Source organism: Rhodospirillales bacterium (assembly GCA_016872535.1).
Lineage (GTDB): Bacteria > Pseudomonadota > Alphaproteobacteria > Rhodospirillales > 2-12-FULL-67-15 > 2-12-FULL-67-15.
Genome location: VGZQ01000025.1, coordinates 24,586 through 40,043, shown reverse-complemented (window position 1 = coordinate 40,043; position 15,458 = coordinate 24,586). Strand labels below are relative to the sequence as shown.

Below are 15,458 nucleotides of genomic sequence, written 5' to 3'. Positions count from 1 at the left end.
CCCCGGAACCGGCCTTGCGTGTTCGTCGCCAACCACGCGAGCTATCTCGACGGTTTCGTGCTTACCGCCGCCATCCCGCGGCCGTTCAGCTTCGTCGCCAAGGCCGAACTGGGCGAACAATTTCTGCCCCGGCTGCTGCTCGATCGGATCGGCGCCGAATACGTCCGGCGCCTGGCCAAGGAAGACGCCATCGCCGATTCCAAGCGCCTGGTCGAGCGCATCCGGGGCGGGCGCGATCTGATGTACTTTCCGGAAGGCACCTTGATGCGCGCGCCGGGCTTGCTGCCGTTCCGACTCGGCGCCTTCGAGGCTGCGGTCGCCGCACGGGTTCCGGTGGTTCCGGTCGTGATCCGGGGTACCCGTTCGGTGCTCCGCGACCAGAGCTGGTTTCCGCGCCGAGGGCCGATCACGGTGACCATCGAGCCGCCGATCGATGCCGCCGCGGTCGCGGCGAGCGAAAGCGATCCCTTCAAGGCGGCGCTCAAAGTCCGCGACCTCGCCCGTGAGAGCATCCTGCGCCGTTGCGGCGAGCCGGACGCCTCTCACGTGCACCTGCCGTTTTAAGGGCGTGCCGGGATTCTTCCGATCGCCCGCCTACCGGCGAGACCGCGCCCCGGTCGGGGCGCATCTTTTGATGCGCGCGTCATGCCGGTAGGCATGCAGTCGCTTGGGCGTTCGCCCGCGCGCGCCACAATTTGGCCCCAATCCGGCGCTTGAGTGGCCGGGCCGGTCGATTGTCAACCGTGCCGTTGGAATAGTAGAGTGCGGCCGCCCGATAGCGCCCGATATCCCCCACGTTCCCCTCCCCCTTTCTCCTCATCCCAGGACTTTTTCCGCCATGATCTCAACCGCCGGCCGGCCGGGGCTGCTGCTTGCCCTTTTCATGCCGCCCTTGTTCCTGAGCGCGCTCTTGATGTTCTGGTCGCAGCCTCTGGTCGGAAAGATGATCCTGCCGCTGCTCGGCGGCACGCCGATGGTGTGGACCACCTGTATGGTGTTCTTCCAGGCGTTGTTGCTGGCGGGATATGGCTACGCGCACTTTTCGCTCAAGCTCGGCGTCAAGCGCCAGGCGATGCTGCATGTCCTGCTGCTGGCCGCGTCGTTGGTCGCGCTGCCGATCGGGTTCGACGCCGTCCGGTGGGAGCCGCCAGCCAGCAGCGACAACCCAATGGGCTGGCTGTTCTTGCTGCTGCTAGCGTCGGCGGGCGCGCCCTTCTTTATACTGTCGGCGACCGCGCCGATGCTGCAAGCCTGGTTCGCGCGCACCGATCATCCGGCCGCCGGCGATCCCTATTTCCTCTACGTCACCAGCAACATCGGCAGCCTGATCGGCCTGCTCGGCTTCCCGACGCTGGCCGAAGTACATCTCACCATTCCGGGCCAGACCACGACCTGGAGCGCGCTCTATGTGGCGTTGGCCGTCGCGATCGCGCTGACCTCGCTCGCCGCCTTCAAGGCGCGCGATGTGGGCCCAGGAAAGATCACGGCCAAGGCGCCGGCCAAGCCCACCGCGCACGTCTTCGCCGCCGGACGCCCAACGGCGCCGCTGCGTCTGCGCTGGGTGCTGCTCGCGTTCGCGCCGTCGAGCCTGTTCATCGGCCTCACCACCTATGTCACCACCGATATCGCGGCGGTGCCATTGATTTGGATTTTGCCGCTCGCGGGCTATCTGCTGACCTTCATCATCGCGTTCGCGCGCAAACCCCTGATCACCCACGACCAAGCGAACCTGTTGCAGCCGTTTTTCGTGCTGCCGGTGATCGTGCTCTTCTTCTGGGGCGGCGGGAGCAGCGCCACCTTCTTCACCATCGGGCTGCATTTCCTCGCCTTCTTCGTCACCGCGCTGGTCTGCCACGGCGAATTGGCCCGCACCCGGCCCGACCCCGAACACCTGACCGAGTTCTATTTCCTGCTGTCGTTCGGCGGCGTGCTCGGCGGCATCTTCAACGCCATCGTCGCGCCGGTCGCCTTCACGTCGTTGGTCGAATATCCGGTCGTGTTGCTTTTGGCCCTGTTTTTGCGCCCCGGCGCCGGCAACGAGAGCGTTCCCCGCCCCGCCCTCAAGGACCTGGTGCTGCCGGGTGTCGTCTTCGCCGTCCTACTGTTCGCGCTGTGGCGGTTTCCCGACACCTTCACCGACGCCGAATCCTCGATGCAAACGGCGATCGGCGTGGTCCTGGCGCTGATCGCGGCGGCGGCCGCGAAGCGGCCCTGGCGGTTCGGGCTGGTCGCCGTCGCCATTCTGCTCGCGCAGGCATTGTTTCCGATCGGCGGGCGCTCGAACGAACTGAAGGCCGAACGCAACTTCTTCGGCATCATCCGAGTGACGCAGGAAGAGAAGCCGCCGATGATGACCATGTACCACGGCACCACCAATCATGGCTCGCAAAGCCTGGAACCGGCCAAGCGTCTGACCCCGCAGACTTATTATTTCCCCGGCAGCCCGATCACCCAGGTGTTCCGCTTCCCGGTCGCCTCGAGGCCGGGCGCCAAGCTATCGGTTCTCGGGCTCGGCACCGGCGCGCTCGCGTGCCTAGCCAAGCCGGGACAGACCTTTACCTATTACGAGATCGACCCGGCGGTCGAGCGCATGGCCCGCGATACCACTCTGTTCACGTTCCTGCGCGATTGCCCGCCCGAGATCAAGGTCGTCCTCGGCGACGGGCGGCTGACGTTGCAGAAGGTCGCCGACCGCTCGCAGGACCTGCTGGTGATGGACGCCTTCACCTCGGACGCGGTGCCGGTGCATCTGCTCACGCGCGAAGCGATGGCCATGTACCTGACCAAGCTCAAGGAAGACGGCGTGTTGGTTTATCACATCTCCAACCGTTATCTCGACTTGAAGCCGGTGCTCGCAGGCCTCGCCGCCGACGCGGGGATCGAAGCGTTTCTCCAGGAATACGACGCACCGCCCAACACGCCGACCGCGTTCGGATCGACCTGGGTGGCGATGGCCCGGCCCGGCCCGACCGCCGAACACATCCGCGCCGACGGCCGTTGGACTCCGCTCAAGCCCGAGACCAAGGATCGGCTGTGGACCGACCACTACTCCAACATCTTCACCGCGCTCAAGTGGTGACGATGCGCCCATCGATCATGTGAATCTGGCGGTCGGCCATCGCCGCCAGATCCTGTTCGTGGGTCACCACCACCAGCGCGCGGCCCTGGTCGCGGGCCAGCCGCTTGAAGATTTCGAATACCGCGAGCGCGTTCGCGCTGTCGAGATTGCCGGTCGGTTCGTCGGCCAGCACCACCGCCGGGTCGTTGGCGAGCGCGCGGGCAACCGCGACCCGCTGGCGCTGGCCGCCCGAAAGCTGGCTCGGGTACTTGCGCATCTGATCGGCCATTCCCAAATCGGCGAGAATCGCCTGCGCCCGCGCGCGCATGTCGGCGGCTGACAGGCGGCCGAGCTTGCGCATCGGCAACATGACGTTGTCGAGCACGTCGAATTCTTCCAGCAAAAAGTGAAATTGAAAGACGAAGCCAAGCCGCGAAAGCCTGAGGCGCGCCTGTTCGTCCGAATCGAGCGTGCCCGCATCGCGGCCCTCGATCCGGATTTCGCCCGAACTCGGCGTATCCAAAAGGCCGAGGAGATAAAGCAGCGACGACTTGCCCGAACCCGAAGGGCCGGTGACCGCCACCAGCTCGCCCTTACGGACGGAAAAGGTCGCGTCCTTGACCAGCGTCACCGGCACCGCGCCGGGCAGCACGCGGGTCAGGCCGCGCGCTTCCAGGGCGGGAACGGCATCCGCGGTCATCACAGGCCCCGCACGATATCGACCGGATTGAGCCGGGCCGCGCGCCGGGCCGGCAGCCACGCCGCGAACGTCGCCGACGCGGTCGCGACCGCCGCGCCGATCACGTAGTGCCAGGCGGTGCGATACAAAATAAACCCCTCCGAGCGGACGAAGCCTTCGATGTTGAAGCGGATCGAAGCGAGGAATTCGACGATCCCGTAGCCGAGCGCCCAGCCGAGCACGCTGCCGATCATCCCGGCGATCACGCCTTCGATCACGAACACGCGCATGATGTCGCCTTCGGCGAAGCCCATCGACTTGAGAATCGCGATGTCGCGCGACTTTTCGTAGATCACCGTCGAAATGACGTTGAAGATGCCGAAGCACGCGACGATCAGAATCGCCGACACGGTCGAATACATGATTCCGTTCTGAATGACGAAAATGCCGAGCACGTTGCGCGAGGCCTCTTCCCACGATTCGGTCCGATAGCCAAAGCGGGACTCGAGTCCGCGAGCGATCGCACCGGCCCGTTCGATGTCGTCGAGGCGGAACCGGATGCGGTTGATGACGTTCGGACGGTTATGAAGGATTTGCGCCTTCTTGAGCAGGACGTACGTCTCGAAGTTATCCATGGTGGTGATGCCGGAGGAGAAAATCCCGGTCACTTTCATTTTCAGAATAACATTCTGCGGCGACACCACGGTCAGCGTGTCGCCCATAGCGGCGCCGAGCTTATCCGCCACGCCGATGCCGAGGATGATTCCGTTGCTCGTGGTATAGAGGTCGTCGAGCGCACCCTGGGTCAGATCCTTTTCCAGGTTGGTGACGCGGCGTTCGGAGGCCGGCTCGATACCGTTGACGGTCACCGACACATCCTTCGAGCCGTAGCGCAGCAGCGCCTGGCCGGCAAACGTCGGTGCCACATGCACGCCCTGCATGTGCCGCGCGTGGGCGAGCACCGCCCGCGACCCGCGAATACCGCGCACCTCGTCGCGCGGCTTGAGGCCGTTCAACTCGATCGCCGCGTCCGGATGATCCCGAAACACCGGCTGGCGGGCGGGCACCCGGAATTCGTCTTTCATCACGATGTGCGGCTGAACGTCGATCACCTTTTCGACGAAATAATTCTGGAAACCCTGCATCATCGACGCGATGCCGATGAAAAAGCCGACGCCGAGCATGACGCCGAGCACCGAAATGGCGGTCTGGCGTCGCCGGCGCATCAGGTGCGAAAGCGCAATGGCGAGTTCGAGCGGCATGCGCGTTCCGCGCGATTAGCGCGGGTGGGCCTTCGCGCCGTTGGCGATACGGATGCGGGCGCCGTCGGTCAGCTTGGCCGGAGGCTCGAGGATGACGAGTGAATCCGCCGCGAGGCCTTCGACGATCTCGGTCTGGGCGGCGCCGCGCGCGCCTATTTTCACCGGTACGCGCCGCGCGCGGTCGGCCTCGGCGACGAATACGTGGCCGTCGCGCGTCGTGCCGGCCGGAATCAGGAGCGCGTCCGGCGTCTCGCGCGTCACCACGTTGATTTCGACCGTCATGCCGACCAGCACCGGCGTGTCCGGGGGCAGCGCGACCCGCACGCGGAAACTCTTGTTGATGGGATCGCCCTTGGGCGTGATGGCGGCGACGGTTCCGGGCAGCGTCCGATCGGGAAACGCGTCGGCCTTGATCAGCACCTTCTGGCCGGGGACGAGATGCACGATATCCTCTTCATCCACGTCCGCCGTGACGCGCAGCGGCTTCGGCTGGCCGATGGAAAACAGGATCTTCTGTTTGTCGACCACTTCGCCGACTTCGCCGTCCTGGCGCAGGACCGTGCCCGCGATCGGCGCGCGCACGTTGAAATCCTCGAGCCGCTGGCGCGCCGCCGCGGTCGCGGCCTTGGCCTGCAAATACTCGCTCTGGGTCCGTTCGTAGGTCGCGCGGCTGGCGACGCCGCGCGCCTCGAGAGCCTGTTGGCGGGCCAGCTCTTCCTGCCAATACCGCTCCCGTGCTTCGACCTGGTGCAGGACGGCGCGGGCTTCGCGATCATCGAGACGGGCGATCAGTTGTCCCTCCTCGACCCGGTCGCCGTCATGAGCCCGGACGGCGGCGATGCGGCCTTGGACCAGCGCAGATACCTGCGCCCAGGTTACCGGCTCGACCACGCCGGTGGCGTAGACCGATTCGATTGCCAGGCCCCGTTCCGGATTCGCGACGGTGACCGCAGTCCCGCGACCGTAAACGTGGTAGACCAGCCCTGCGGCGGCGAGCACGGCGACGACGAGGACGAGAACGATCTTGCGCATAAAGACGACGGCCCGGGTGCGATCGCGGGCCATCGCTCCCCCGGGGCCCGCGAAATGTAGCTAATGTAAGCCGCCCGCCCCGGAACCGCCACCCCGCGCCGCCCGGCGCGGTGGCCCGACCCTTGACGGGCCCGGCCCCCTTTACCATGCTGGCGGAAAGGCGGGTCGGCAAAGATCGGCCACGCCGTCCAACAAGGGAGGATCGTTCAATGAACAAGATGTTTCTAACGGCCGCGATCGGCGTCGCCGTGATCGCGCTCGGCCAACCGGCGCCCGCCGCCGATACGCTCCGCCTGATGACCGGCCCGCAAGGGGGGTCGTGGGTGCCGCTCGGCGGCTCGCTCAAGTCCATGTGGGAAAAGGCGATGCCCGGGGTGACGATCCAGGCCCTGCCCGGCGCCGGCATCGCCAACGTCAAGGGCGTGCAGGAAAGCAAGACCGAAATCGGATTCGCCAACAGCGTCTCGACCGTGGACGCGATCAAGGGCGCCGCGCCCTTCGACAAGAAGCACGACAACGTCTGCCAGCTCGCCACCCTCTATCCTCAATATTTCCAGGTGGTGGCCTTGGCCGACGCCAAGATCAACTCGGTCGCCGATCTCAAGGGCAAGCATGTCGCCATCCAGCCGCGCGGCAACACCGCCGAAGAAATCACCCGTCACGTTCTGCAGGTCTACGGCCTCGATTACCAGAAGCTCGGCAAGGTCAGCCATGTCTCCTACAGCGACGCAGTCGCGCTTCTGAAGGACGGGCACGCCCAGGCCTTCACGCTCGGCACCACCATCCCCGCCGGCGCGGTGATGGACATCGCCGCCGCGCGCGACATCAAGCTGCTCGATATCGGCGAGAAAATCGGCGATATGAAGAAGATCAATCCCGGCTACACCTTGAACACCATCAAGGCCGGTACCTACCCCAAGATCACCCAGGACGTGAAGGTGATCGGCTACGCCACGCACCTGGTGGTGAGCTGCAAGCTGCCTGAGGCCCAGGTCTACACCATGGCCAAGACTATGGCCGGCCATATCCCGGACATGGTCGCCGTGGTCAAGGCGATCGACGGCCTGACGCCCAAGATGATGGCCGAGGATATCGGCGTGCCGCTGCATCCCGGCGCGCGCAAGTTCTATAAGGAAATCGGGGCTCTGTGATTCCCGACAGGAAACCGGCGGAGAACTCTCCGCCGGTTTCTTGATTCGCACCGATGTCCGCATCATTGACTGTGTTCGAGCGCGGCGCGCGCATGGCGGCTTTTGCCGTCGCCGTCGCCATGTCGCTCTACCACATGTGGATCGCCGCCTCCGGTCCGCCGGAGGCGATGATCTTCCGCGGCACGCATCTGCTGTTCGCGCTGGTGCTGGTGTTCCTGTTCTTTCCGTTTCGCGCGACGGAAGGAGAACGGCGGGTGGCGTGGTATGACATCGCACCGATCGGCCTCAGCCTCGCGGCGGTCGGCTACATCTTCGTCAACTACGAGTACTTCGTCGACCGCATTTATTACATCGACGACCTCAGGCCCGCCGATTGGGTGATGGCGATCCTGACTATTCTGCTCGTGCTCGACGCGACGCGGCGGGTGATCGGCTGGGCTCTGCCCGTCACCGCGGTCATTTTTATCGTTTATGCCTTGCTCATTTTTGGCGTCGAGCCGCAGAAGCTGCTCGACCAGCTCTACATGACGACCGAGGGTATTTTCGGCCCGGTGCTCGGCGTTTCCGCCTCCTACGTCATCATTTTCGTGGTGTTCGGAAGCTTCATGGAACGCACCGGCACCGGCAAGATGTTCATGGATTTCGCGCTCGCGCTCACCGGTCACACCGCCGGCGGGCCGGGCAAGGTGGCGGTAGTCAGTTCCAGCCTGTTCGGCACCATATCCGGCAGCGCCGTCGCCAACGTCATGGTCGACGGTCCGATTACCATTCCGCTGATGAAGCGAACCGGATTCCGCCCGCCGTTCGCCGCCGCCGTCGAATCGGTCGCCTCGACCGGCGGTCAGATCATGCCCCCGGTGATGGGCGCGGCGGCTTTCGTCATGGCCGAGTTCCTGGCGGTCAGCTACTTTCAGATCACGGTCTGGGCGCTCATCCCGGCGGTCCTTTATTACGTCGCGGTCTTTTCCGCGGTTCATTTCGAGGCCAAGCGCTCGGGGCTCCTCGGCCTGCCGAAAAGCGACATCACGCCGCTCAAGCAAGTGATGCGCGAGCGGGGGCACTTGTTCATCCCCATCCTGATTATTCTCGCCGGACTGTTCGGCGGCTACAGCGCGCCCTTGAGCGCCCTGGCCGGGGCGCTGTCGTGCTTCCCCGTCGCCATGCTGCGCGCCAACACCCGGCGCGAAATCCGCTGGCAAGGCGTGTTCGAAGCGCTCGAGGACGGCGCCAAGAACGCGCTCGCCGTCGCCATGGCTTGCGCCGCCGCCGGCATCGTGGTCGGCGCGGTGACGCTGACCGGGCTCGGCATCACCTTCACCAATGTCGTGGTCGAACTGGCGCGCAGCAGCCTGTTCCTGGCCCTCGTCGTCACCGCGATCGCCGGGATCATTCTCGGGATGGGCATGCCGACCACGCCCGCCTACATCATCATGGTCGCGCTCTTGGTGCCGGCGATCATCAAGCTCGGCGCCATTCCGCCGGCGGCGCACATGTTCGCGTTCTATTTCGCGATCCTATCGGCGATCACGCCGCCGGTCGCGCTCGCGGTCTATGCCGCCGCCGCGCTGGCCAAGACCGATCTGTGGAATTCGGGACTCGCCGCGATGAAGGTCGGTGCCGCCGGCTTCATCGTGCCGTTCATGTTTATTTACGAGCCCTCGCTACTGCTGATCGGCGACTGGACAGATGCGGCGATGGCCTTCGTCAGCGCCTCGGTCGGCACGGCGACGCTCGCCGCCTCGCTGATGGGCTACCTGCTGAGACCGCTCGCGCTTTGGCAACGCGCCCTTTTGCTCGCCGCCGCGCTCATGCTGATCAAACCGGGGTTAATCACGGACACAATCGGATTCGGAATTTTGTTCTTGATCATTTTGCAGCAATACGCCGAAGGCAAGCGCGCCGCCGCAGTTCAGTGAATTTCGGGTTCCGGCGTCGGTGCCGCGCCCTCGAGAAAGTCGAAGTCGCAGCCTTTGTCCGCCTGGGTGACGTGGGCGAGGAACATTTCGCCGAAGCCGCGTGCGTAAGCTGCCGGGCGCGGTTGCCACGCTTGTCGACGGCGGCCCAGTTCGTCCGCCGCCACCAAAAGATCGAGCCGGCGCGCCTCGGCGTCGAGTTCGATCACGTCGCCGTCCCGGACCAGGGCGAGCGGCCCGCCGACCGCGGATTCCGGCGCCACGTGCAGCACGCAGGCGCCGTAGCTAGTTCCGCTCATACGCGCATCCGAAATCCGCACCATGTCGCGCACGCCCTGGCGCAGCAGCTTCTTCGGCAGCGGTAGCTGGCCCCATTCCGGCATGCCGGGCCCGCCCTTGGGCCCGGCGTTCTTGAGCACCAGGATCGAATCGGGCGTCGCCGGCAGCGCCTCGTTGTCGATGCGCGCGGCCATGTCGTTGTAATCCTCGAACACTACCGCCGGGCCGCGATGTTTGAGGAGCCTCGGTTCCGCCGCCGTCAGTTTCAGTACCGCGCCGTCGGGCGCGAGCGAGCCCCGAAGGATGGCAAGTCCGCCTTCGGACCTGAGCGGCTTGGCGGCGGAACGGATGACGTCGTCGTTGACGACCCGCGCCCCGGCGATCGCCTCGCCGAGCGTGCCGCCAGCGACGGTGCGCGCCTCGAGCCGCAGGCGGTCTCTGAGTTGCGCGAGCAGCGCGCGGCTGCCGCCCGCGTAGTGCAGGTCTTCCATCAGGTATTGGCCCGACGGGCGCAGATTGGCGATGAAAGGGGTTTGGCGCGCGAGCGCGTCGAACCGATCGAGCGGCAATCGAATGCCGGCGCGTCCCGCCAGCGCCACCAGATGGACGACTGCGTTGGTCGAGCCGCCGACGGCGTTGAGCGCGACGATGGCGTTGTCGAACGAGCCAGGGCTTAGGATGTCGCGCGGCTTCAGGTCTTCCCACACCAGGTCGACGATGCGCCGCCCGCTCGCGGTCGCAAGCCGGGGGTGCGCCGAATCGGCCGCCGGAATCGACGCCGCGCCGGGCAGCGTCAGGCCCAGCGCCTCGGCCAGAATCGCCATGGTCGACGCCGTGCCCATGGTCATGCAGGTGCCGAAGGAGCGCGCGATGCCGTCCTCGATCCCGCGCCAGTCGTCCTCGGAAATGACCCCGGCGCGCAAATCCGCCCAGTATTTCCAGACGTCGCTGCCGCTGCCCAACGTGACCCCGTTCCAGTTGCCGCGCAGCATCGGCCCCGCCGGCACGAAGATCGCCGGGACGTTCATGCTGATCGCGCCCATCAGCAGTCCCGGCACCGTCTTGTCGCAGCCGCCGAGCAGCACCGCGCCGTCGATCGGATTGGCGCGCAGCAGTTCTTCCGTCTCCATCGCCAGCAGGTTGCGGTAGAGCATGGTGGTCGGTTTCATGAACGGTTCGCCCAGCGACATGGCCGGCATCTCGACCGGAAAGCCGCCCGCCTGCCAGACGCCGCGCTTGACCTCCTCGGCCCGCGTTCGCAGGTGCGCGTGGCACGGGTTCATTTCCGACCAGGTGTTGATGACGGCGATGACCGGCTTGCCTTCCCAATCCTCACGCGCGAAACCCATCTGCTTGGTGCGCGAGCGGTGCCCGAACGAGCGCAAGTCGCGCGCCCCGTACCAGCGGGCCGAACGCAGATCGGCGTAGGTCTTCGTGCGGGGCGCGGCCATCAGAACGCGGCGAGGCGCGTATTGAGCAAATCCGTCACCAGCATCGAGCCGGGCGCGTGGGTGATGCAGAACGGTGGCTTGACCGCGGCGATCACCGATTGCGGCGTGACGCCGCACGCCCAGAACACCGGCAACTCGCCCGCGCGCACCTCGACCGCGTCGCCGTAGTCGGGTTTCGCCAAGTCGCGAATGCCGACCGCCTCGGGGAACCCGAGGTGGACCGGCGCGCCGTGAACCGAGGGAAAGCGCGAGGTGATCTGCACGGCGCGGATCGCGTCGGCGGGCTTCATCGGCCGCATGGAGACCACCAACGGTCCCCGGAACGGCCCCGCCGGTACCGTCGGCACCGAGGTGCGGTACATGGGCACGTTGCAACCCTGGGTGATATGGCGGATTTCAATGCCGCCCTCGAGCAGCGCCTGCTCGAAGGAAAACGAACAGCCGATCACGAACGACACGAGATCATCGCGCCAATGGGGGCGAATGTCGGTAACCTCCTCGACCAGTTCGCCGTTCCGCCAGACGCGGTATTTCGGCAAATCGGTGCGGATGTCGAGGTCCTCGCCCAGCAAAGGCACGCGCGGATCGCCCCGGTCCGAAACCCCGAGCAGCGGGCACGGCTTCGGATTGGCTTGGCAGAAGCGGTGAAAGTCGGCGGCCAAGTCGGCGGGCAGGATGGCGAGGTTGCCCTGCACGTAGCCGGGCGCGAACCCGGCGGTCGGCCCTTGGTAGCCGCCCTGCCGAATCATGCGCCGCGCCGCCAAACCGGTGCTCAAATCGCGAGTGCCGCCATCCATGCCCGTTCTCCCGCCGACGCCGTAATAGAGCCACAGGGCGGCCCGCCCGTCCAGGCTTCTTGGCCCCGCCTCCCTCGCCCGTTATCGTGGCGTCCGCATGAAAATCCTGTTTCTCGCCGACAATTTTCCGCCGGAAACCAACGCCGCCGCCACCCGTGTTTACGAGCGCGCGGTCCATTGGGTCGCCTGGGGCCACGAGGTCACGGTCGTCACCTCGTTTCCCAATTTTCCGCAAGGAAAGCTGCATGCCGGCTACCGCAACCTGTGGCGGCGGGCGGAAACGATCGACGGCATCCGCGTGGTGCGGGTCAAGACCTTCATCGCCCCCAACAAAGGCGGCGCACTCAGGCGCGCGCTCGATTTCCTGAGCTTCATGGTCACGGGCACCGTCGCCGCGCTCGCTGAACGGCGCCCAGACGTGGTCGTCGCCACCTCGCCGCAGTTCTTCGCCGCCGTCGCGGGATGGCTGGTCGGCGCGCTCAAGCGCTTTCCCTTCGTGTTCGAACTGGGCGACATCTGGCCCGCCTCCATCGTCGGGGTCGGCGCCATGCGCCGCAATCCGCTGCTGGCGCTGATGGAGAAAATCGAGCTGTTCCTCTATCGCCGCGCCGCGCGCGTGGTGGCGTTGACCCGCGCCTTCAAGGAGAATTTGACCGGGCGGGGGATCGATCCTGGCAAGATCGCGGTTGTACGCAACGGCGTCGATCTCGGCCGCTACGCGCCGCGCCCGCGCGACGCGGGCCTGGCCGCCGAATGGGGCCTCGCCGGCAAATTCGTGATCGGCTACGTCGGCACCCACGGCATGGCGCACGGCCTCGGCAACGTGCTCGACGCCGCCGAACGCGCCCGCGCACGCGAGGATATTCGTTTTCTACTGGTCGGCGACGGGGCCGAGCGCGAAACGTTGGTGGCCGATGCCGCGCGGCGCAAGCTCGCCAACGTGCGCCTGATCGGCCCGCAACCCAAGGAAGCGATGCCGCGCGTTTGGAGCCTAGTCGACGCGGCGCTGGTGCACTTGCGCGATTCGCCGGTGTTCGCCGAGGTGATCCCGTCGAAGATTTTCGAGGCCATGGCCATGGGCAAGCCGATCCTGCTCGCCGCGCCCAAGGGCGAAGCGAAGGAAATCGTCGAGGGCGACGGCGCGGGTCTATGGGTCCCGCCCGGCGATCCGGAAGCACTCGCGGCGGCCGCGCGCAGGCTCGCCGACGATGCCGCGTTGCGCGAGCGCCTGGCGGCGGCCGCGTTGCGCGCGGCACCGTCGCATTCGCGCCGCGCCCAGGCCGAGGAGATGATCGCGGTGCTGGAAAGCGCCATCCGCCGGTGACAGGGAGATGACGCTCGCGCCCCCTCCGCACGCGACGAACTGGGAACATTTCTCCCACGTGGCCGACGTCGGCGTACGCGGGTTTGGGCGCACCCCGGCCGAAGCGTTCATCCAGACCGCCCTGGCCACCGTCGCGGTCATGGCCGATCCGGCCCAAGTCGAACCCCGCGAGGCCGTGACGCTTTCGGCCCAGGCGCCGGATTTGGAACTGCTGCTGGCCGAATGGCTGAACGCGCTTATCTATGAGATGGCGACGCGGAAGATGCTTTTTTCGCGCTTCGCGGTCGTAATCGAAGACAACCGGTTGATGGCGACCGCCTGGGGCGAGCCGGTCGATCGTGCCCGGCATGAGCTCGGCACCGAGGTCAAAGGCGCGACCCTGACCGCCCTCCGCGTCGCCGAGGAGCAACCCGGGCGCTGGGTCGCCCAATGCGTGGTGGACGTCTAGGAACGAAACCGATGGACCCGGGACGTTTCGAGCGGATATCCGGCTACGAGTGGCGGGTGGAACCCGTGGGCACTATGCGCGTGCCGGCGGTGATTTATGCCGACGAAGACCTGATCCGCGACATGGACGACAAGGTGTTCGAACAGGTGGTCAACGTCGCGGCGCTGCCCGGCATCGTCGGCGCCTCGTATGCCATGCCCGACGCCCATTGGGGTTACGGCTTTCCTATCGGCGGCGTCGCCGCATTCGATCCCGACCAAGGGGGCGTGGTGTCGGCAGGCGGCGTCGGATTCGACATTTCCTGCGGCGTGCGCGCGCTGACCACCGGGCTTCCCAAAGCCGAAATCCTGAAAGCGCAGCGCGACCTCGCCGACGCCCTGTTCCGTCACATTCCGGCCGGGCTCGGCAGTACCGGCGCGATCCGGCTCGACGCCGCCGAAATGGACGCCATGCTGGCGGGCGGCGCGACTTGGGCGCTGGCGCGCGGCTGGGGCGAGGCGCGCGACCTGGAGCGGATCGAGGAACACGGTTGCATGAAGGGCGCCGAGCCCGACGCGGTGTCGGAAAAAGCGAAAAAGCGCCAGAAGGACGAAATGGGGACCCTCGGTTCCGGCAACCATTACCTGGAAGTGCAGGAGATCGCCGAGGTGTTCGACCCCGTGGCGGCGGAAGCGTATGGTTTGCGCGCAGGCGAAATCGTGGTCAGCATCCATTGCGGCTCGCGCGGGCTCGGCCACCAGATCGGCACCGAATACCTGCGCGAAATGGCCGAAGCCGCGGCGCGTCACGGCATCCGCCTGCCCGACCGGGAATTGGCCTGCGCGCCGATCGATTCCGACGTGGGGCGACGCTATCTCGGCGCCATGCGCGCCGCCATCAACTGCGCGCTCGCCAACCGCCAGATCATCGGCCACCTGACGCGCGAGGTGTTCGCGCAGTTCTTCCCCAAAACGCGGCTCGAACTTCTGTTCGACGTTTCCCACAACACCTGCAAGATCGAGGAGCACGAGGTCGGAGGGAAAAAGCGCCGCCTGTTCGTGCACCGCAAAGGGGCGACGCGCGCCTTCGGCCCCGGCCATGCGGAGTTGCCCGAGGCGCTGCGGCCCATCGGCCAGCCGGTGCTCATCGGCGGCAGCATGGGGACCGGATCCTACGTGCTCGCCGGCACCCGGGAAAGCGAAACACGCGCCTATTCCTCCTCCTGCCATGGCGCCGGGCGGCGCATGAGCCGCCACCAGGCGCTGAAATCCTGGCGCGGGCGTTATGTGGTCGATGACCTCGCGGCGCGCGGGATCCTGATCCGCAGCCCTTCCATGCGCGGTATCGCCGAGGAAGCGCCCGGCGCCTACAAGGACGTGGGCCAGGTGGTGGAGGCAGCCGAACGTGCAGGATTGTCGCGCAAGGTCGTCTACCTGAAGCCGTTGATCTGCGTGAAGGGCTGAGGGTCACGCCGCCTTGAGCGGCGAAATCCCACGCAGTTCCTTGCGCATCTTGCGCCCGAGGGTGACGACGTCGTACTCGGCCTGAAGATTGAGCCAGAACTGCGGCGCGTTGCCGAACAGGCGCCCGAGGCGCATCGCCACCCGCGCCGTCACTGGCGCGCGCTCGCCCAAGATGTCGTAGAGCGACTGGCGGGAAAGTCCGAGGCGCGCCGCGACCTTAGTCTTGGCAAGCCCCGTTTCCGGCAGCACGACCTCGCGCAGGAATTCCCCCGGATGCATCGGCTGAAGTTGGGTTTTCACGTGCGTAGCTCCCATCGTTCTAGTGATAATCTTCAAGGTCCACGTCCACCGGACCTTCGACCCAAGCCCAGGTGATCCGCCAGTTGCCGGATACCGAAACCGCCCACCGCTTCGGCGAACCGTGCAAGCCGTGAAACCGAAGACCCGGCAAATTCAAATCCTCGGGCCGCGTCGCCGCGTTGAGGGCGAGAAGGATTTGCCGCACCCGCCGTTCGTTGATAACGCTGAGGCGTCGGGAATCGCCCAACTGCCAATAGAGCCTCAGCCCCTTGCTGCGAAACGAGCGGATCACCGAGTGTAAGGTAATGCCTTACGCCTCGGA

At 66.3% G+C, this 15,458-nt stretch carries 14 protein-coding genes; 7 read left to right on the top strand and 7 right to left on the bottom strand.

All coding sequences use genetic code 11. The features are described 5' to 3' along the window. Both FJ311_06940 and FJ311_06935 read left to right on the top strand, forming a co-directional pair. Positions 1-564, top strand: a 564-nt coding sequence (locus FJ311_06940) for a 1-acyl-sn-glycerol-3-phosphate acyltransferase (protein ID MBM3951174.1), incomplete at its 5' end; no start/stop codon positions are given. A 274-nt stretch (positions 565-838) separates the two neighbouring features. Beyond that, a complete protein-coding gene (locus tag FJ311_06935; GenBank protein MBM3951173.1) occupies positions 839-3,079 on the top strand; it encodes a hypothetical protein in 2,241 nt (746 codons plus the stop codon). On the opposite strand, the gene FJ311_06930 is transcribed toward FJ311_06935, so the two are convergent. Genes FJ311_06930 through FJ311_06920 form a run of 3 tightly spaced genes read right to left on the bottom strand, consistent with a single transcriptional unit; the run spans position 3,069 to position 6,064 of the window. After that, positions 3,069-3,758: an ABC transporter ATP-binding protein gene (locus FJ311_06930; protein MBM3951172.1), complete on the bottom strand. Its 690-nt coding sequence runs from the start codon at positions 3,756-3,758 to the stop codon at positions 3,069-3,071. The genes FJ311_06935 and FJ311_06930 overlap by 11 nt on opposite strands. Continuing rightward, complete coding sequence (locus FJ311_06925; protein ID MBM3951171.1) at positions 3,758-4,999, bottom strand: ABC transporter permease; 1,242 nt, start codon at positions 4,997-4,999, stop codon at positions 3,758-3,760. Before FJ311_06925 ends, FJ311_06930 begins: the two co-directional genes overlap by 1 nt. 15 nt (positions 5,000-5,014) lie before the next feature. After that, positions 5,015-6,064 (bottom strand): efflux RND transporter periplasmic adaptor subunit, encoded by a 1,050-nt coding sequence (locus FJ311_06920; protein ID MBM3951170.1) that lies wholly within the window; start codon positions 6,062-6,064, stop codon positions 5,015-5,017. Positions 6,065-6,240: 176 nt separating this feature from the next. On the opposite strand from FJ311_06920, the gene FJ311_06915 reads away from it, so the two are divergent. Next, positions 6,241-7,182, top strand: a complete 942-nt coding sequence (locus tag FJ311_06915) for a TAXI family TRAP transporter solute-binding subunit (protein MBM3951169.1) — start codon at positions 6,241-6,243, stop codon at positions 7,180-7,182. Between the two features lie 53 nt (positions 7,183-7,235). Next, entirely contained in the window at positions 7,236-9,098 is a 1,863-nt protein-coding gene (locus FJ311_06910) for a TRAP transporter fused permease subunit (protein ID MBM3951168.1), read from the top strand. Here FJ311_06910 and FJ311_06905 read toward each other — a convergent pair. Both FJ311_06905 and FJ311_06900 read right to left on the bottom strand, forming a co-directional pair. Next, complete coding sequence (locus FJ311_06905) at positions 9,092-10,825, bottom strand: dihydroxy-acid dehydratase (GenBank protein ID MBM3951167.1); 1,734 nt, start codon at positions 10,823-10,825, stop codon at positions 9,092-9,094. The genes FJ311_06910 and FJ311_06905 overlap by 7 nt on opposite strands. After that, the gene (locus FJ311_06900) at positions 10,825-11,622 is read right to left on the bottom strand and encodes a putative hydro-lyase (GenBank protein ID MBM3951166.1); all 798 of its coding nucleotides are present in this window, start codon (positions 11,620-11,622) and stop codon (positions 10,825-10,827) included. Before FJ311_06900 ends, FJ311_06905 begins: the two co-directional genes overlap by 1 nt. A gap of 97 nt (positions 11,623-11,719) precedes the next feature. Here FJ311_06900 and FJ311_06895 point away from each other — a divergent pair, with 97 nt between their 5' ends. The 3 genes from FJ311_06895 to FJ311_06885 are packed head-to-tail and all read left to right on the top strand — an operon-like array spanning position 11,720 to position 14,836. Continuing rightward, complete coding sequence (locus FJ311_06895; protein MBM3951165.1) at positions 11,720-12,946, top strand: glycosyltransferase family 4 protein; 1,227 nt, start codon at positions 11,720-11,722, stop codon at positions 12,944-12,946. Positions 12,947-12,953: 7 nt separating this feature from the next. Next, positions 12,954-13,394, top strand: coding sequence for an archease (locus tag FJ311_06890; GenBank protein MBM3951164.1), 441 nt, complete (start codon positions 12,954-12,956; stop codon positions 13,392-13,394). An 11-nt stretch (positions 13,395-13,405) separates the two neighbouring features. Continuing rightward, positions 13,406-14,836, top strand: coding sequence for an RtcB family protein (locus FJ311_06885; GenBank protein ID MBM3951163.1), 1,431 nt, complete (start codon positions 13,406-13,408; stop codon positions 14,834-14,836). A 3-nt stretch (positions 14,837-14,839) separates the two neighbouring features. Here the strand turns inward: FJ311_06885 and FJ311_06880 are convergent, their stop codons facing one another. Further along, entirely contained in the window at positions 14,840-15,136 is a 297-nt protein-coding gene (locus FJ311_06880; GenBank protein ID MBM3951162.1) for a HigA family addiction module antidote protein, read from the bottom strand. 19 nt (positions 15,137-15,155) lie between these two features. Next, positions 15,156-15,428 (bottom strand): plasmid maintenance system killer protein, encoded by a 273-nt coding sequence (locus FJ311_06875; GenBank protein MBM3951161.1) that lies wholly within the window; start codon positions 15,426-15,428, stop codon positions 15,156-15,158. Positions 15,429-15,458 lie beyond the last annotated feature (30 nt).